This is a genomic window from Vibrio ordalii ATCC 33509 (assembly GCA_000257205.1).
Lineage (GTDB): Bacteria > Pseudomonadota > Gammaproteobacteria > Enterobacterales > Vibrionaceae > Vibrio > Vibrio ordalii.
The window spans coordinates 18942-37659 of record AEZC01000145.1 but is presented as its reverse complement, the minus strand read 5'-3'; the positions used below and the strand labels follow the sequence as shown (position 1 = coordinate 37659).

12 protein-coding genes and 3 pseudogenes are annotated in these 18718 nt (G+C 47.0%); 10 read left to right on the top strand and 5 right to left on the bottom strand.

Translation table 11 applies throughout. The features are described from left to right. Positions 1 to 45: 45 nt before the first annotated feature. Positions 46 to 541: pseudogene (locus VOR_RS17890) on the top strand (TIGR00645 family protein). Between the two features lie 61 nt (positions 542 to 602). On the opposite strand, the gene VOR_RS0110570 reads toward VOR_RS17890, so the two are convergent. After that, positions 603 to 905, bottom strand: coding sequence for a DUF3630 family protein (locus VOR_RS0110570; RefSeq protein WP_010319676.1), 303 nt, complete (start codon positions 903 to 905; stop codon positions 603 to 605). Next, positions 898 to 2737: pseudogene (recQ, locus tag VOR_RS17885) on the bottom strand (ATP-dependent DNA helicase RecQ). Before recQ ends, VOR_RS0110570 begins: the two are co-directional and overlap by 8 nt. Before the next feature lie 251 nt (positions 2738 to 2988). Here recQ and rarD point away from each other — a divergent pair. The 4 genes from rarD to VOR_RS0110545 all read left to right on the top strand — a co-directional run bounded on the left by rarD (position 2989) and on the right by VOR_RS0110545 (position 7501). Continuing rightward, positions 2989 to 3897 (top strand): EamA family transporter RarD, encoded by a 909-nt coding sequence (gene rarD / locus VOR_RS0110560; protein ID WP_010319675.1) that lies wholly within the window; start codon positions 2989 to 2991, stop codon positions 3895 to 3897. Between the two features lie 127 nt (positions 3898 to 4024). After that, entirely contained in the window at positions 4025 to 5791 is a 1767-nt protein-coding gene (gene ggt / locus VOR_RS0110555) for a gamma-glutamyltransferase (protein ID WP_155815361.1), read from the top strand. A gap of 170 nt (positions 5792 to 5961) precedes the next feature. Continuing rightward, positions 5962 to 6768 carry an AraC family transcriptional regulator gene (locus VOR_RS0110550; protein ID WP_029627097.1) on the top strand — a complete coding sequence of 269 codons (807 nt, stop codon included), beginning with the start codon at positions 5962 to 5964 and terminating at the stop codon, positions 6766 to 6768. Positions 6769 to 6841: 73 nt separating this feature from the next. Next, on the top strand, positions 6842 to 7501 hold the full coding sequence (locus tag VOR_RS0110545; RefSeq protein ID WP_010319672.1) for a LysE family translocator: 660 nt from the start codon (positions 6842 to 6844) through the stop codon (positions 7499 to 7501). Between the two features lie 623 nt (positions 7502 to 8124). Here VOR_RS0110545 and uvrD read toward each other — a convergent pair. Next, positions 8125 to 10299: a DNA helicase II gene (uvrD, locus tag VOR_RS0110530; protein WP_029627096.1), complete on the bottom strand. Its 2175-nt coding sequence runs from the start codon at positions 10297 to 10299 to the stop codon at positions 8125 to 8127. A gap of 156 nt (positions 10300 to 10455) precedes the next feature. Next, positions 10456 to 12498 (bottom strand): oligopeptidase A, encoded by a 2043-nt coding sequence (gene prlC / locus VOR_RS0110525; protein ID WP_010319669.1) that lies wholly within the window; start codon positions 12496 to 12498, stop codon positions 10456 to 10458. 205 nt (positions 12499 to 12703) lie between these two features. Here prlC and VOR_RS0110520 point away from each other — a divergent pair, with 205 nt between their 5' ends. Together VOR_RS0110520 and gorA are read left to right on the top strand one after the other, a co-directional pair. Beyond that, positions 12704 to 13552, top strand: coding sequence for a 23S rRNA (adenine(2030)-N(6))-methyltransferase RlmJ (locus VOR_RS0110520; protein ID WP_010319668.1), 849 nt, complete (start codon positions 12704 to 12706; stop codon positions 13550 to 13552). A 110-nt stretch (positions 13553 to 13662) separates the two neighbouring features. Beyond that, positions 13663 to 15015: a glutathione-disulfide reductase gene (gene gorA / locus VOR_RS0110515; RefSeq protein ID WP_010319667.1), complete on the top strand. Its 1353-nt coding sequence runs from the start codon at positions 13663 to 13665 to the stop codon at positions 15013 to 15015. A 194-nt stretch (positions 15016 to 15209) separates the two neighbouring features. On the opposite strand, the pseudogene VOR_RS17880 reads toward gorA, so the two are convergent. Continuing rightward, a pseudogene (locus VOR_RS17880) lies at positions 15210 to 15889 on the bottom strand (potassium channel family protein). 146 nt (positions 15890 to 16035) lie between these two features. Between VOR_RS17880 and VOR_RS0110505 the strand changes: the two are divergent. From VOR_RS0110505 to VOR_RS0110495, 3 genes are read left to right on the top strand one after another with little or no spacing between them, the layout of a single operon-like run. Next, a complete protein-coding gene (locus tag VOR_RS0110505) occupies positions 16036 to 16530 on the top strand; it encodes a hypothetical protein (RefSeq protein WP_010319666.1) in 495 nt (164 codons plus the stop codon). Positions 16531 to 16549: 19 nt separating this feature from the next. Further along, a complete protein-coding gene (locus tag VOR_RS0110500) occupies positions 16550 to 17656 on the top strand; it encodes an HlyD family secretion protein (protein ID WP_010319665.1) in 1107 nt (368 codons plus the stop codon). After that, complete coding sequence (locus VOR_RS0110495; RefSeq protein WP_010319664.1) at positions 17646 to 18638, top strand: DUF2955 domain-containing protein; 993 nt, start codon at positions 17646 to 17648, stop codon at positions 18636 to 18638. The genes VOR_RS0110500 and VOR_RS0110495 overlap by 11 nt, the downstream gene beginning before the upstream one ends. The last annotated feature ends 80 nt before the right edge of the window (positions 18639 to 18718 follow it).

Genomic DNA, 18718 nt, shown 5'->3' with positions numbered 1-18718 from the left:
CGCCCTTATTCCCCATACCTCGTGGAGATCATAAACGGAATGATTATGGAAAATATCGTCGAAAAACTACTCTATTCAGCACGCTGGATTATGGCGCCTATCTATTTGGGATTAAGTTTAGTACTACTGGCATTAGGCATTAGGCATTAAGTTTTTCCAAGAGGTCTTTCATCTGTTACCTAACATCTTGAGCACCGATGAAGTCAGCCTGATTTTAGTAACGCTTTCTTTGATTGATATTTCATTGGTTGGTGGGTTGATTGTGATGGTGATGTTTTCAGGCTATGAGAATTTTGTCTCTAAAATTAATATCGCCGCAGAGGATGATAAGCTCGGCTGGCTAGGAAAATTAGATACAGGATCGTTGAAAAATAAGGTTTCGGCATCGATTGTCGCCATCTCCTCAATTCATTTGCTGAAAGTCTTCATGAACACTGAAAATATCGACAGTGAAAAAATTAAGTGGTACTTACTGCTGCACATTACCTTTGTCTTGTCGGCCTTTGCGATGGGTTATTTAGATAAAATCACCAAAAAATAGCCGCAAGCCCGGCTGAATAATGAAGGAACAAAAGGCGGATATGCAGAGTTGATCTACACGCTTAGAAACCTCGCGCTAATAATTGCGCGAGAAACGCCAGCTCTTCTTGGCTCTCTTTGATGGCAAGTGCTTCAAGCCAAACCGACTCGCTGTAATGCTCGGCTTTGAGAAAAAGTAAGCAACCTTCAAAATCAATCAACCATGAGTGAATGTCCGCATCCCACTGTTTTTCTATCACTGTAGCCGAAAGCTGCTTGACCAAACGTTCGCCTAGTGCAGGAAAAGTATCGACATCAAAACGCGCTGTACTCAAGACGAGTCGCCCTTCATCTTGTAAATTGTGTGCTAAACCGAACTCAGCCATGGTGGGTTAAGTGCTCCTGAATCAGGTCTAAAAATGGGTCGGCGTATTTTTCAAGCTTGCGCTGCCCAACACCGTTAACGGCCAACATTTCTCCGTACGAAGTGGGCAATATTTCCGCCATATCAATTAGGGTCGCATCACTAAAGACCACGTAAGGCGGCAGGCCATCTTCATCAGCAATCGATTTACGCAATTTACGCAATTTGGCAAACAGTGGTTTGTCGTAGTTTTTGTTGGATAACTTATCTGATTTCGCCGCGCGAGCGGCCGTGTCTAAGCGTGGAATAGCTAACTCTAATGGCATTTCTCCACGCAGCAGCGGTCGCGCCTCTTCCGTCAACTGCAAGGTCGAATTGCGAGTAATGTTTTGCTGCAACAACCCTTTATGGATCAACTGACGGAAAATACTCACCCAATAATCATGGCTATGATCGCGACCAATGCCGTAAGTAGTGAGCTTGTCGTGGCCATTTTCACGAATACGGATATTTTGCATACCGCGCATCACTTCCACCACATAACCCATACCGAAACTTTGGTTGACGCGATAAACGCACGATAATGCTTTTTGCGCCTCTTGCGTGGCATCGAAATGCTTGGGGGGATCAAGGCAGATATCGCAGTTGCCGCAAGGTTTGTCTCGATATTCACCAAAATAATTGAGCAACACTTGGCGGCGACAAGTTTGTGCTTCAGCAAAAGCGCTCATCGCGCCCAACTTATGGCTTTCCACCTGCTTTTGTGGCCCTTCCGGCTTCTCATCTAACATTCGACGCAGCCAACTGATGTCGGCCGGATCATAGAGCATCATCGCTTCGGCTGGCAAACCGTCTCGCCCTGCGCGCCCGGTCTCTTGATAGTAAGATTCAATGTTGCGCGGAATATCAAAATGCACCACAAAACGCACGTTGGGTTTATTAATCCCCATTCCAAATGCGACGGTAGCAACCACTATCTGAATGTCATCACGCTGAAATGCTTCTTGCACATAAGCGCGCTCATCGGCGTCCATACCAGCATGGTAACTGGCCGCTCGTAAATGGTTGTTGCACAGTTTTTCTGTCAGCATTTCGACTTTTTTTGCGACTGCCACAGTAAATGATGCCGCAATGCCATCTTTGCGTATCAAGATAGCGGATCACCTGTGAAACCGGTTTGTGCTTTTCGACCAAGGTATAGCGGATATTAGGACGATCAAAGCTGCCCAGATAGACATGCGGCTCTTGCAACTGCAAACGGTGCAAAATATCCACGCGCGTGGCGTCATCAGCCGTTGCCGTCAGTGCCATAAAAGGCACGTGTGAAAAATGCTGTTTAAGTTGGCCTAACGCCGCATACTCCGGGCGAAAATCGTGCCCCCATTGAGAAATACAGTGTGCTTCATCCACGGCAATCATTGCCAATGGCAACTGCTGCAAGCGTTCGATGAAATCGGGCATTAAGACGCGCTCAGGCGACGCGTAAATCAGCTTCAGTTGCCCCGCGTTCATTCGGTTATACACCGACATCAGCATCTCACGTGACATACTTGAATTAATACACTCAGCCGCGACACCGTTGGCTTTAAGCTGATCCACTTGGTCTTTCATCAATGAAATGAGCGGCGAAATGACTAAAGTGATGCCCTCTTTGACTAACGCAGGGATCTGATAACAGAGCGATTTTCCCCCACCCGTTGGCATGATAACTAAGCTATCTTGCCCCGCTAACGAAGCGTCAATCACCTCTTGCTGGCCGACACGAAACGACTGATAACCAAACACTGTCTGTAAAATACTGTGCGGTGTCTCAGGTTGAGGATCGGTTTGTTGAGCCATTAACGTTGCGGTCATGAAATTTCCAAGGGTGAACAAAAGGGGTAGAGCAACCGCTATACCGCAAAGCGTCTTATTGTAGTGGGGTTCGATGGTGAATAAAACCGCAAAATGTAGCGGTAAAGCGAATCGCTTGATTCTCGGCCATTATTCGTCACTCAAAATCTCGAGTGGGCAGCCGATTAACAAAGCTGCAACTTACTTGAGGAACAGTATATACTGTCGAATCGTTTCGCTGGCTCAGCACTTCACTCCTTTGAGAATTCATCATGACCACAGAAGAACAACGCTCCAGACAAGGCGTTTTACTGGCTATTGGTGCTTACACCATGTGGGGCATCGCACCGATCTATTTTAAAACGATCAACAATGTTCCTGTACTTGAGATCCTCACTCACCGCGTAGTGTGGTCGTTTTTCTTGTTAGCAGCATTGCTTCATTTTGGCCGCAACTGGCGCAGTGTACGCAGCGTGATTACTCATAAATCAAAGATGATCTATCTGATGACCACCGCTTGTCTGGTTGCGGTGAACTGGTTAATTTTTATCTGGGCGATCAATGCTAATCATATGTTAGACGCCAGTTTAGGCTATTACATTAACCCGCTGCTCAATGTCGTACTCGGTATGCTTTTTCTTGGCGAGCGATTACGCAAACTACAGTGGGTCGCGGTAGCGCTAGCCACCATTGGCGTGGCCATTCAGTTGATTGTGTTTGGTTCGATTCCTGTGGTCGCCATCGCTTTGGCTGCCAGTTTTGGCTTGTATGGCTTGCTGCGTAAAAAAGTGGCGGTTGATGCACAAACAGGTTTGTTTATCGAAACCTTGGTGATGTTGCCCGCAGCGTTGATTTATCTGTTATTTATCGCCAGCTCGCCCACTTCAGATATGGCTATCAATCCTCTTAATCTCAACCTACTGCTGATCGCAGCTGGCGTCATCACGACCTTGCCTTTGCTTTGTTTCACAGGAGCAGCAACGCGTTTAAAACTTTCAACGCTGGGTTTCTTCCAATACATCGGCCCAAGCTTGATGTTTTTGCTCGCTGTCTTGGTGTATGGTGAAGCCTTCTCTAGTGATAAAGCCATCACTTTTGCCTTTATTTGGGCAGCATTGTTGCTGTTCAGTTTTGATGGTTTAAAAACAAGGCGAACCGCGCGACGCGCTCAACGGGCATAAACCGATTAGGTGCTATTGCCTTATTATCCAATCCTGAGACATCGTGGCATAAATCGAACATTCCAAGCACAACTGACTGGCAAATAACAACCGTAAAACGATAACATAACATCTTCATCACAACCCAATGGAGATGGGCATGCTCTTGACTCACACACGATTGACTCTTCCAGCCTTGATTTTTGCTGTTTCTGCGCAAGCTGCCTCTGATCAGGCAGCCGATGCTTTTGCACCTGAACAAAGTAGTGGTTTTGAACAAAAACAGTTGGTTAAAGCCAAACACTGGATGGTGACAGCCGCCAATCCTTTGGCCACCGAAGCCGGCGCTGATATTTTACGCCAAGGGGGTAATGCGATCGATGCCATGGTAACGACACAATTGATGCTCGGACTGGTTGAGCCCCAATCTTCAGGTATCGGCGGCGGCTCATTTTTGGTCTACTGGGATGCCAAGAAAAAAGCACTCACTACCTTTGATGGCCGAGAAACCGCGCCACTCAATGCCACGCCAAATCTCTTTTTAGATAGCACCGGAAAACCACTGCAATTTTACGATGCTGTTGTGGGAGGTCGCTCAGTCGGCACACCCGGCACCGTTAAGTTGCTGTGGGAAACCCATCGCCAATACGGCAAGCTGGAATGGACTCGCCTGATTGAGCCCGTAGTGGCACTTGCGCAAAGAGGGTTTGAAATCAGCCCTCGCCTTGCCACCTTAATTGCGGAAGATAAACAACGCTTAAGCCGCTTTCCGGCCACCAAAGCGTATTTCTTCGACGCGCAGGGTGACCCACTGAAAACGGGCACCTTACTGAAAAACCCTGAATATGCCGCCACGCTGAATGCTATCGCGAAACATGGAGCAAAAGCCTTCTATCAAGGTGATATAGCCAAAGACATTATTCATACCGTACAAAATGCAGCAGGTAATCCCGGTGTACTTGCCCAACAAGATTTTGATACTTACCAAGTCAAACAGCGTGAGCCGATTTGTGCGCCTTACCAAAGCTATCAAGTGTGTGGTATGGGCTTGCCCAGTTCAGGTGCACTCACTGTGGGCCAAATTTTGTCGATCACCGAACAATATGATTTAAAAGGCTGGGGAGCCAAAGAGGTGAACTCTTGGCAGGTGTTGGGCGATGCCTCTCGATTGGCCTTTGCCGATCGTGGCTTGCACATGGCGGATCAAGATTATGTTCCCGTCCCAACGCAAGGTTTATTAGATAAAAGCTATCTTGCTGAACGAGCTCAACTCATTCAACCTGGCAAAGCGCTGACCAGCGCTGAAGCAGGTAACCCACCTTGGCACAACGCACAACTGCGTAGCCCAGATCAATCGATTGAATTACCGTCCACTAGCCACTTTAATATTGTCGATCGTGAAGGTAATGTCGTGTCGTACACGACCTCAATCGAAAACGCGTTTGGCTCTCGCCTCTTTGTGCGCGGCTTTTTACTCAATAATGAGCTAACCGATTTTTCCTTTGCTACCCACAGTGATGGTCGTCCCATCGCTAATCGCCTTGAGCCAGGTAAGCGCCCTCGCTCTTCAATGGCTCCGACCGTCGTACTACACAATAACCAACCCTATCTCGCCATTGGCTCTCCGGGGGGTAGCCGCATCATTGGTTATGTAGCACAAGCATTAATCGCTCATTTGCAGTGGGGTATGGATATTCAGGCTGCAATCAGCCAACCGCATGTGTTAAATCGTTTTGGTGAAATGGAATTAGAAAAAGGGACTCAAGCAGAACAATTCAAACCGGCGCTAGAAAGTATGGGAGCGAAAGTGGCGATCCGAGATCTCAATTCTGGGCTACACGCCATTCGTATTACAGAGCAAGGTCTTGAAGGCGCTGCTGATCCACGCCGTGAAGGTGTCGCCATCGGAGAATAACGCTCTGTAATATAGTCTCGGTTGGCGAGATAAACACGCGCCAACCGTTTTCTACGCTTCGTTTATGCCAAACCGCTCAAAACCAGCCAGAGTTCTGTGATCATTTTTTACAAGACAGTAGCGACATGGCTGGCTAAGCTTGTATTATTCAACCCTAAATTTTGGTCTCTATGGATAAAGTGAGCTACAGCCAAACGGCCTATCCTGCGATCGGTCTGATTGATGCAGACTATCGTCAGTTTGCGTTTGATCGCCACTACCATCTTGATATTCATATTGGCCTTATCACTCAAGGAACGCAGCGCTTCTACCACCAAGGCGCTTGGCATCAGGTACAACGGGGCGGCGTAGTTCTGATGTCGCCAGATGAACTGCACGATGGGCAAGCGCACAATGGCTCTGGCTACCAAGTGCAAGTGTTTGCCATTGAACCCACTTGGCTACAGCAAACCTTAGAAGCCAAGCAGATCGAACAAGTGCTGGGTTTTGATCAGTTAATAGTCGATGACGCGCCACTTTTTTGCTCACTGCTGCAACTTCATCACACCATGAAGCAGGATAAGCTTAGTCAACTCGCTAAAGATTGCTTACCCTACCAAGGGTTCACACCTTTACTTGAACGCTATAGCCACTTGAAACTGCCGGAGGTTAAACCGCTTGGCCAGCGCAACCTCGCCACGCTGAAAGAGTGGGCACTCAGTCAACTCGACCAACCGATCCGCCTTGAACAGCTCGCTCAGCTTTGCCAGCTTTCACCCACTCAGTTTCAGCGCCATTTCAAGGCGCAAACGGGCATCACACCTTATGCGTGGTTATTGCGTTTACGTTTAGAGCAAGCGATGAAATTGTTGAAAACCGGAGCCTCTAGCACTGAAGTCGCCTATCAAGTCGGTTTTTATGATCAAGCCCATTTCAGTAAGGCGTTCAAAGCAACTTTTGGCATCGCCCCTTCCGCCGTCAACCGTACACTTTACTAGCCAAACTGTCAGTAATTTACAAGGCAAGCACGTTTTCTCCACGCATACTCACCGTCAAACATGAGGAGAATACATGAACGAACTTTCTATATTGGTCACCTTAGCTGGCGTACATTTCATGGCGCTATTGAGCCCCGGGCCAGATGTCGCCCTAGTAGTACAAAATGCTACCCGTTACGGTCGAAAAACCGGGGTTTTTATTGCTCTTGGGTTATCGTGCGGCATTTTAATTCACTCACTGCTGAGCCTCACAGGAATAAGCTATTTGGTGCATCAGCAACCAACTTTGTTTGCGGTGGTACAACTGGCGGGCGGGAGTTATTTATTTTATTTAGGTTTCGGCGCACTCAAATCTACCTATAGCCACTGGCGATCACCACAAGCTGTTGACCTAAATAATGAGCGCCATCGTTTGATCGATAATCAACGCCAAGCCTTTTCTCGCGGTTTTATCACTAATCTTTTTAATCCGAAAGCCTTAGTCTTTTTTATCAGCTTAATGTCAAGCTTAGTACCCGTAGGAATGTCTTTCTCCGGAAAAAGCATCGCCTTATTGATTCTTTGGGGGATCTTCTTCATCTGGTTCTCAATCTTAGCGTGGATGCTCTCTACCGCGCGCCTACAAAAACGTTTACAGTCACTCACTGTGTATATTGATGGAGTATGTGGCGTTATTTTTACGCTCATCGGTGGACTTATTTTACTGCAAGCCATGCTTAGCCTTAGCCATTGATGCAGCGATCCGCGATCCGCTTTGTGCGAGATCTCTTACAAACGAGTGAGCAAATATCGCTTTTTGAGTAGAAAAAACAGCACTAAAAACAACAAGCCATTGATTTTAAATGAGAAACAAAAAAATCATGAAATAATTTGCGAGAAAAGCGTTTCTCAAGCATTGCCGATAAATTAGAGACGGGTAATATGAACCTTGTTGGAAGGATTCTGACACGGAACAGGAAAGCACCACGGATTGGTCATCTTCAGGATGAAGAGACGGCTGCTCAGGATGACAGTCGGCACGGAAAGCAAATTGGACATTGAATGGACGCAATAGTAGCTAGGATGGTTACTACTAAGGAAAGACAATGGACACCTCTGGACGAGGCAAGGACTGAACATCAGGATGATGTAAAGGACACCGCTCAAGGAACAAGTGAAGCGCGCTAACGTGGATGGTTAGCAGACTAGGAAGTCACCCAAGGACACCGCTAGGAAGGCGAAGAACGGATTAAGCTGACGGAATTCAGCCACTATCATGGATTTGATGCATGGAGCACTTTCGTAGCTGGATTGCTGCAAGTAAGACTATAACCCCGCAGGGCGTAAGCCCTCGGGGTTTTTCTTTTCTCGTAAATCTTACACTTTCTCTAGCTTGGCATAAGCAGTCACTAGCCATTTAATGCCTTCACCGTTAAAAGCGACTTGCACTCGACTTTGCGGGCCACTACCTTCGAAATTAATGATGGTTCCTTCACCAAAAATAGGGTGTTTCACGCGTGCGCCCAAGCTAAAACCCGTCTCGTTAAAGTTCTCTTTGACCGCTGTTTGACTAAAACGCCCGGCACTGCTTGGTCGGCTCACTTGCGCTTTCATACGCACTTCATCAAGGCAGTGTTCTGGCAGCTCACGGATAAAGCGTGACGGCTTATGGTATTTATCCTGACCGTATAAACGGCGAATTTCAGCGTAAGTAATGTAGAGCTTTTGCATGGCGCGCGTCATTCCGACGTAACACAAACGGCGCTCCTCTTCCAATCGCCCCGCTTCTTCGGCCGACATTTGGCTAGGGAACATGCCCTCTTCAACGCCAACCATAAACACCAACGGGAACTCTAACCCTTTCGCGCTGTGCAGTGTCATTAACTGTACGGCATCATCAAACTCGTCAGCCTGCCCTTCGCCCGCTTCCAGCGCTGCGTGGGTTAAAAAGGCCGTCAACATGCTCATCTCATCCGCTTCTTCTGGTTTTTCAAATTGGCGTGTTGCGGTGACTAGTTCTTCCAAGTTTTCAATTCTGGCTTTGGACTTTTCACCCTTTTCAAGCTGATACATCTCAAACAAGCCAGAGGTTTTGATTACATGGTCAGTTTGACTGTGTAGCGGCATCTCAGCGCTATCATCTTCAAGGGCATTGACAAGTTCAATAAACCGGCTTAATGCGCTTGCCGCACGTCCTGTGAGCACTTTTTCTTCCAACAACACAAGGCTCGCTTGCCACAAGGTACAGCCGCGATCTCGCGCCGCAAAACGAATGGTTTCCAGCGTTTTATCACCTAAGCCACGCGGTGGCGTATTTACGACTCGCTCAAAGGCCGAATCATCATTGCGGTTAGACATCAAACGCAAGTAACTTAACGCATCTTTGATCTCTTGGCGCTCGAAGAAGCGCATGCCGCCGTAGATGCGATAGGGCAAGCCTGCTTGAATCAAGGCTTCTTCCAAAACACGAGATTGGGCGTTGTTGCGATAAAGCATCGCACAATCTTCTAATGCGCCACCTTTATCTCGCCACTCTTTGATTTTATTGACGGTAAAACGCGCCTCATCAAGATCGTTGTAAGCCGAATAGATAGAAATCGGCTCGCCTTCGCTGCCATCGGTCCAGAGCTCTTTACCCATTCGTTCGGTGTTGTTCGCGATCAGTGCGTTCGAGGCTTGCAAAATGGTTTTGGTTGAACGGTAGTTTTGCTCTAAACGAATGGTATTAACGCTCGGAAATTCCTGCGTGAATTTGTCGAGGTTTTCAATTTTGGCACCACGCCAGCCATAAATGGACTGATCATCATCACCGACGATCATCACGTGGCAATCGCGCCCAGCCATCATGCGCAGCCACGCGTATTGGATGTTATTGGTGTCTTGAAATTCGTCGACCAAGATGTGTTTAAAGCGCGCTTGATAATGTTCACGAATGTGCTGCTTATCACGCAACATCTCGTGGCAACGCAGCAAAATTTCGGCAAAATCGACCAAGCCTGCGCGATCGCACGCCTCTTGGTACGCGGAATAAAGCTGCAAATAGGTTTGAGTCACGGGATCGCGGTACGCATCGATGTGCTTAGGACGAAGACCTTCATCTTTTTTACCGTTAATCCACCAGCACACCTGGCGCGTTGGCCACTGCTTCTCATCTAGGTTTTGTGCTTTGATTAAGCGGCGCAGCAAACGCAGTTGATCTTCAGAATCGAGGATCTGAAAATCCTCTGGCAGGCGAGCATCGAGATAGTGAGCGCGTAAAATACGGTGGCAAATACCGTGGAAGGTACCATTCCACATGCCCGATGCACTGCCCATCATCAACTCTTCAATTCGGCCACGCATTTCCGCCGCCGCTTTGTTGGTAAAAGTCACCGACATCACTGAAAAAGGCGAGGCGTTTTCAACCGAGATAAGCCAAGCAATGCGATGCACCAATACTCGGGTTTTACCACTCCCCGCTCCGGCAAGCACCAGCAAGTTTTCTAAAGGCGCGGCAACCGCTTCGCGCTGTTTATCGTTGAGACCGTCGAGTAAGAGAGAAGGATCCATCATGGCTAAGCTACTGGTTATTTATACATAATTGCCCAGATTATAACCTCAAATCGCGGCAAGATGCTCGTCTCTATCATATTTTTCTGGGCATTCAAAAATGAAAAGCCCACCGCAAAGGTGGGCTAATTCGAGCTTCATCGCCTTTCAAGCGCGTGACTACGCGGCGATCCCCGCATGACGCAGCAACGCATCAATTTGCGGCTCGCGGCCTCTAAAGCGTTTAAATAGCTCCATCGGCTCTTCACTACCACCCATTTCAAGGATGTTGTTCAAGAAACTTTGCCCAGTCTGTGGGTTAAAAATCCCCTCTTCCTCAAAGCGAGAAAACGCATCAGCCGAAAGCACTTCCGCCCATAAGTAGCTGTAATAACCTGCGCTGTAACCGCCAGCAAAGATGTGGCTAAAGCTGTGTGAGAAACGGTTCCATTCAAGGCTTGGTAACACGGCCACTTTCTTTTTCACTTGGGCAAGAGTTTCCAACACTTGCGGCCCTACTTCGGGATCGTAAGTGGTGTGCAAGGTGAAATCGAACAAACCAAATTCAAGTTGGCGCAAAATAAACATCGCTGACTGGAAGTTTTTCGCCGCGAGCATTTTATCGAGCATTTCTTTCGGTAGCGGTTCACCCGTTTCGTAATGACCTGAAATAAACGCTAACGCCTCTTCTTCCCAGCACCAATTTTCAAGGAACTGACTGGGCAGTTCAACCGCATCCCACGGTACACCGTTGATGCCAGATACCGCACCCACTTCAACTTGAGTCAACATGTGGTGGATCCCGTGTCCAAACTCATGGAACAAAGTGACCACTTCATCATGAGTAAATAACGCAGGTTTATCACCGATTGGGCGATTAAAGTTACAGGTCAAATAAGCCACTGGTGTTTGTAGCTCGCCATTTTGAGTGATACGGCGGCCACGGCAATCATCCATCCACGCGCCGCCACGCTTATGTTCGCGTGCATACAGGTCGAGATAGAAGCTGCCACGCAGTGATCCTTTCGCATCAAAAATATCGAAAAAACGCACCGATGGATGCCAAGTATCAACCCCAGAGCGCTCTTTGACGCTCATGCCAAATACGCGGTGGAGTACTTCAAATAGGCCGCTCACCACTTTCGATTCTGGGAAATAAGGGCGCAGCTCTTCATCTGAAATATCAAACAAGTGCTGTTTCTGTTTTTCGCTGTAGTAAGCGATATCCCACAACTCTAGCGTGGTCACGCCAAACTCTTGCTGCGCAAATTGACGCAACTCTTCTACTTCACGCTCACCTTGCGGTTTCACTTTGGTGGCTAAATCATTTAAAAACCCTAACACTTGATCGGGCGTTTGCGCCATTTTAGTCGCCAGTGATTTTTCACTGTAGGTATTAAAACCGAGCATACGGGCTATTTCATGACGCAGTTTGAGTTTCTCAGCGATGATTTCGCTGTTATCCCACTTGCCCACATTTGGCCCGCGATCCGAGGCACGCGTGACATACGCTTCATAAAGCTCTTTGCGCAGCGCTTGGTTATCGCAATAAGTCATCACTGGCAGATAAGAAGGAATGTCGAGCGTTAATAAATAACCATCGAGCTCTTTGGCTTGCGCCGCCGCTTGTGCCGCTGCTAACGCCGATTCTGGCATGCCCGCTAATTGATTGGCGTCGGTAATGTGCTTGGTCCAGCCCATCGTGGCATCCAGTACGTTATTAGAGAACTTAGAACCCAACTCAGATTGACGTTTACTGATCTCGCCGTACCGTTTTTGCTCTGCCAATGGCAAGCCGATACCCGATAGCTCAAAATCACGCAGTGCATCATTGATGGTTTTTTGCTGCGCTTGAGAGAGCGAGGAAAAAGTATCGCTGGCTTTCATGCTCTTATAGGCTTCAAACAGGCCTTTATGTTGCCCAACCCAAGTGCCGTATTCAGACAGCAGCGGCAAACAGCTTTCGTACGCATCACGCAGTTCATCGCTATTGAGCACAGAATTAAGGTGGCTTACTGGCGACCAAATGCGGCTTAAGCGATCATCCACCTCTTCAATGGGTTCAATCAAGTTTTGCCACGTTGGGGTGCTATTGCCAACAAGGCGTTTTTCAATTTCGGTGCGGCAATCTTCTATCGCTTTCTCAACCGCAGGCTTCACATGCTCTGGCTTAATGGCGGAAAACGGCGGTAAATCCGTGAAAGTGAGAAGTGGATTAGACATAAAACATTCCTTTTAAGTTAAGACGCGCCTGCACGTTGATGCATTTCTCTGCAACAGTCACTGATTGTTTCACGGCAACCGTCGATTTTGTTTATCTGAAATAGTAAATATAGGTAGGTTCAGCAATTTTCAATAGTGGCGTATAATCAGCCAATACGTTTGATTGATGAAACACACTCCATTTGGGGTGTTTTGAGAGCCTATTTTGCTAAGTTATCGCCACAGTTTTCACGCGGGCAACCACGCGGATGTATTAAAGCATATCGTACAAAGCCTTATCCTCAATGCATTACAGCAAAAAGAGAAGCCTTTTGTTTATCATGACACACACTCTGGTGTGGGCCGTTATGACTTGACCCATGAATGGTCAGAAAAAACTGGTGAATATAAACAAGGGATTGCTCGTATTTGGCAACAAAATGTAACGCCACCCGCCATTCAAAGCTACCTTGAGGCAGTAAAAGCGCTCAATGAAAGCGAAGAGTTACGTTACTACCCCGGCTCACCACGTGTGGCGCGTGCTCATCTACGCGCACAGGATCGTATGGTGCTCACTGAATTGCATCCGAGCGATTACCCTTTGCTCGAGCAAGAGTTCCACCGAGATCGTCAGGTATCGATTTACAAAGAAGATGGTTTCCAACGCTTAATCGGTAGCCTGCCACCGAAAGAGCGTCGCGGCTTAGTGTTGATCGATCCCCCTTACGAATTGGCCAAAGAGTACAGCGATGTCGTAAGAGCCATTGCCCAAAGTTATAAGCGCTGGGCGACGGGTATCTACGCCATTTGGTATCCCGTAGTGAATCGCGACACCATTGATGACTTGCTTGAAGGGCTTGAAGGGCTGGCAAGCCTCGGCATTCGCAAAATCTTACAAATTGAATTGGGCGTGTCGCCAGACACCCATGAACGTGGCATGACCGCTTCAGGCATGATAGTGATTAACCCACCGTGGACACTGGAAGGGCAAATGCAGGAAATTTTACCGTTTCTTCAGCAAGCGATTGCCCCGGTAACCGGTCATTTTAAAGTCGAATGGGTTGTACCAGAATAAACTGACCCAATCTATCAAAGAAGTAGAGAACCTTTTTCGCCTTGCTATGGTTGCCAACACCGTACAAAACCAAGGTCAAATAGGATGAAAAAAGAATAATGGAGAAAGTAATGACAACGCATTTTGATTATATCTGTATCGGTGGTGGCTCTGGTGGTATCGCTTCAGCGAACCGCGCGGCAAGGTATGGTGCGAAAGTCGCACTGATTGAAGCCAAAGACCTTGGCGGCACTTGTGTCAACGTCGGTTGTGTTCCGAAAAAAGTGATGTGGCATGGCGCGCAAATTGCTGAAGCAATGCACCTTTATGCCAAAGATTATGGCTTCGATGTCGATGTCAAAGGATTGGATTGGTCAAAACTGATTGAGAGCCGCCAAGCGTATATTGGCCGTATTCATCAATCGTACGACCGCGTATTGGGCAATAATAAAGTGGAAGTGATCCGCGGTTTCGCTCGCTTTGTTGATGCAAAAACCGTAGAAGTCAACGGTGAACACTACACGGCAGACCATATCCTGATTGCCGTTGGCGGACGCCCAACCATTCCGGCGATCCCAGGGGCGCAATACGGCATTGATTCCAATGGTTTCTTTGACTTGACCGAACAGCCTAAACGCGTCGCGGTTGTGGGCGCAGGTTATATTGCGGTTGAAATTGCAGGCGTACTCAACGCACTCGGCACTGAAACGCACCTTTACGTGCGCAAAGAATCACCACTGCGCAGCTTTGATCCTATGATCATCGAAACACTCACTGAAGTCATGGCGGCGGAAGGCCCAACATTACATACTCATTCAGTGCCAAAAGAAGTGATCAAAGAAGCCGATGGCAGCCTGACTCTGCACCTTGAAAATGGCCAAAGCCAAAACGTTGATACGCTCATTTGGGCAATCGGCCGCCACCCAGCAACCGATGCGATAAACCTAGCAGCAACGGGTGTGGCAACCAATGCACAAGGCTATATTAAGGTTGATGAGTACCAGCAAACCAACGTCGCGGGCATCTACTGTGTCGGCGATATCATGGAAGGCGGTATTGAACTCACACCCGTTGCAGTCAAAGCAGGCCGTCAACTTTCAGAGCGCCTGTTTAATGGCAAAACCGATGCGAAGATGGATTACAAACTGGTCCCGACCGTGGTGTTTAGCCATCCGCCAATCGGCACAATTGGCCTCACCACGCAAGAAGCCCAAGCGCAATATGGCGAAGAGAATGTCAAAGTGTATACCTCGAGCTTCACGGCCATGTACACCGCCGTCACCTCTCACCGTCAACCATGCAAAATGAAACTAGTATGCGCTGGCCCTGAAGAAACCGTTGTTGGCCTACACGGCATCGGTTTCGCGGTTGATGAAATGATTCAAGGCTTTGGCGTAGCCATGAAAATGGGCGCAACCAAAGCCGATTTTGATTCAGTGGTGGCAATACACCCAACTGGGTCTGAAGAGTTCGTTACCATGTAGATCGTGGTCTGGAAAGTCTACCCTGTAGATTTGTAAACTCTGGAAAACCTACTAGCCTCTATGTATAGCAAATACATCGGAGGCTGGTATGGTTACTGTCGTGAAATCGAAAAATTTTGATGCTATCTGTCATTGCTTAACTCAAATCACTTGAGTGGGTAAGTTTCGCAAGGCAACGCCTTGCGAGGATACCTTTATCTGGACGCATTTCTATCTAAATTCGAACTGACTAAGCTTGATACCACCACAGCCATATAAAAAACGCCAACAACCGATTCTAAATAGACGAGCGTTTTCGCAATCGGAGTAACGGGACTAATATCCCCATAACCGAGAGTGGTTAAGGTCACGAAGCTAAAATAAGCACTGTTAGAAAAATTATCTGCCCACGGAATCGCTTCCAAACCGTGAAATGCTTGCGGGTCTAGCTCTAACAAAAACAGGTAGGCTACCGCCCACATCAATCCAAGCAATAAAAATAAGGCGACAGAGCCGATTAGCTTATTGGTATCGATTTTCCCAGAAAATAATATTTGCCGGACTAAGGATTGGAAGGATCCATAAAAAAAACAAAAGTGAGAGCCAGCATCAAGAGGTTCATCTCTTGGATATTAAAGAGATGTTGCGCCACGATGGCTCCTATCCATACCAACGCCAACCCTCTTAAAAAATGCGTCCACTTGCGGTCAAAGTGTAAGCTAACGAAACAAACAATAAAGATCACCACTATGATTCCCTGCATGACATAGTCCATCGCATTATTTTGCAGCAGTTGAGCTAGCGAGGCGGAGATCAACAATATGATCAAAGCTAACGTTAAGTAGATAAAGTTATTCTTCTCGCTGATGTTGGATAGTGGTTTACCGATCTTCATGGTTGATTCCCCTTCGCCTTTATTATTATTTATCAGTATGCTGGGGCAAAATAATATCGAAAAGTGACCATATTTAATATGCATTTATTCGAGTATTATCGTTATACTCAGCGGCAGTTTATTGAACAACATTCAAGGTGCTAAACGTGGATATCAAAGTGAAAGATTCATTGGTGGGTGGGGTGATTAACGGAGCTATCAATGGTTACATCGCGAGCTACCATTTCAAAGGAATGGATAGTGTGCCCATGTCGCTTAACGTGATCACGAATTCTGAGGTGACAGTATGGGGACAAGCGGTTTCTCTAACCTTTGGTTTAGGGATCATTTTATCATTAATCACCTCCAAACTGTTTCTTAATCAACTCAACAAATCCCACCCACAGCATACACATCAACTCCAGAGCGGTTTTTGGTCTCACCTTGTACCAATTGCAGTAGCCCAGGCGGTGGCACTATTTGGTTGGTTTGTTGCTCTTGCGGTGCTCTGGACCAAATACGCGGGTGAAGTGTTGGTTTCTTCTTCGAGTGCAGTCCTATTGGTTGGTCTTTTTGCTTTCATCATTACGATTGCTGTCGAAGTACGAACCAAGAAAAGTATCATCTATAAAAAAGTCAATTTACTGGAACAAGCACAGTAAACGGGAATAGGAACAGAAAATGTCAGAAAATAATACCAAAATGAGTGCTGAGCCAAGCGAACAAAAAGTGAGCCAAGCTCGTTCATTCACTTACTATATTTTTGCCTTAGTTGCCGCTCTTTGGCTCTACACCTTGTGGGCAGACAGAATGACGCCAATGACAGATCAAGCCAGAGTAAATGGTCAATTGATCCGCATTAGTCCCGAAATATCTGGCCCTATTTCACAAGTACATATTACCAACAATAGCATTGTAAAGGCAGGAGATGAGCTAGTCACTATCGACCCACGTCCATTTGAATTGGCGGTTAAAGCGGCGAAGTTTGATTTGCAACAAGCCGCGCAATCTTATCAAGCTGATTCGGCTGCGATCAGTGTCGCTCAGGCCAATGAAGTTGCGGCACGTGTAAAGGTCACCAATGCCAAGAAGAATGTCGAGCGTAATCGGGTTTTGGCAGAAAAAGGCGTTATTAGTCAATCGACCATGGACAACGTCAGAGCTGAGCTAGAAACCGCTCAAGCGGGACTGGCTCAAGCCTCGTCTTCATTAGATAAAGCCAAACAAGAGTTTGGCCCAAGAGGAATTGATAACCCTGAAATCCAATCGGTGTTAAACCGACAAGAACAGGCACTACTCAACCTTAATCACACCAAACTTATCGCACCAGCGGATGGTGTAATCACCAATATGAATGTTGCTGTGGGTGATTATGCTGCTGCAGGGCAACCACTTCTAGCGTTTATCAATAACAATGACCTATGGCTGACTGCAATGGTGAGAGAAAACTCATTAGCTCATCTAAAGTCTGGCGATAAAGTCAAAATTGTTTTTGATGCTCACCCTGGTGACGTTTTTGAAGGACAAATTTCTTCAATCGGTTGGGGAAGTAGCGGTAATGGCAGCCTTGCGCAAGACGCCAGTAATGGTCTGATGAACTCACCCACTAACAGCGCTAAAGCACAGCGTTTCCCTGTGAATATCGAGTTCACTGAGTTACCCGCAGATCTGCAACTCAGATACGGTGGTCGCGCCGTGGTCGGTTTTTATCCTGATGAAAGCTACCTAGGTGAAAGATTGCAAGATGTGTGGATCTGGGCATGGAGTTATATCAGCTATGTATCATAGTGCCGCAAACCCAATTATAAGAGTTGCGGTATTCCCAGTGCTTTTGCTGTTTTGGCAATACATATTCGGAACGGATCTGCCTTTACTTGCACCCGCTATGTGCGCGGTTTTTCTCACCACAACTCATGAGCCTCCACCAGTGATTATGGTGTTTATTATGGGCGGAATTTTGTTCGTTACCGCTTGGTTTCAGGCGTTAATGAGTGAGCTGTTGATCGATTACGTGCATGTTTACTACCTGTTCTTATTTGGGATTTTTTACTGGTGCATGGAGCGCACCAAGAAAAATCCACAAGATGTGTTTGCCATATTGCTGATTGTATCTACCGCGATGATTACCGTTTTTACCCAGCAGAAAGGGATTAGTGTTGAGCAAATCCCTATGGCTCTGCTAAAAAATATTTTTATTGCAGGCTTTACTGCTTACTTGGCCTACCTACTATTTCCACGAGGTGAGCCACTGGCGACGAGCGTGATACCTATCGCTTCGACAACAAAATACTTGCTCGATTGGCAAACGTTGCTAAAAGCAATCATTGTCATGATCATGATGGTGTGTACGATCAAATTGGATTTGGAACAAAGTACGATTATTACCATCATTGTCGCGTTAATCATTAAGGACCCAGACCCTAGCATTGGTAAAGATTACGGTTTAAGAAGGCTACTGACGACATACGCTAGTGTACTTTATGCAATTCCACCTCTAGTGATGAGTTTATTGCAGGCTAACATTGTGGGAACTTTGGGTGTTGCAGTGGTGAGCGCATTATTTATGGGGATTCATGCGGTTGCGAAGAAAGCAAGCTATAACTCGATTCAACTGATGTATTCAAGTTATGTCGTTTTGGTATTCTACGGAATTACGTCAACGAGTATCAGCGCAATTTCCGATGATCTGGTGCGTTTTACATCCGTTTTTGCTGCTGTCTTACTCGGCATCATGAGTTTGATTGTCCTGCATCCTAAAACTCGAAGTTAACTTTAAAAACCCAGCCTAGTTCACTAAGCTGGGTCTGTTTCTAGGTCTAATTCGCCGCCTTGCGTATTAATACCCTGAGT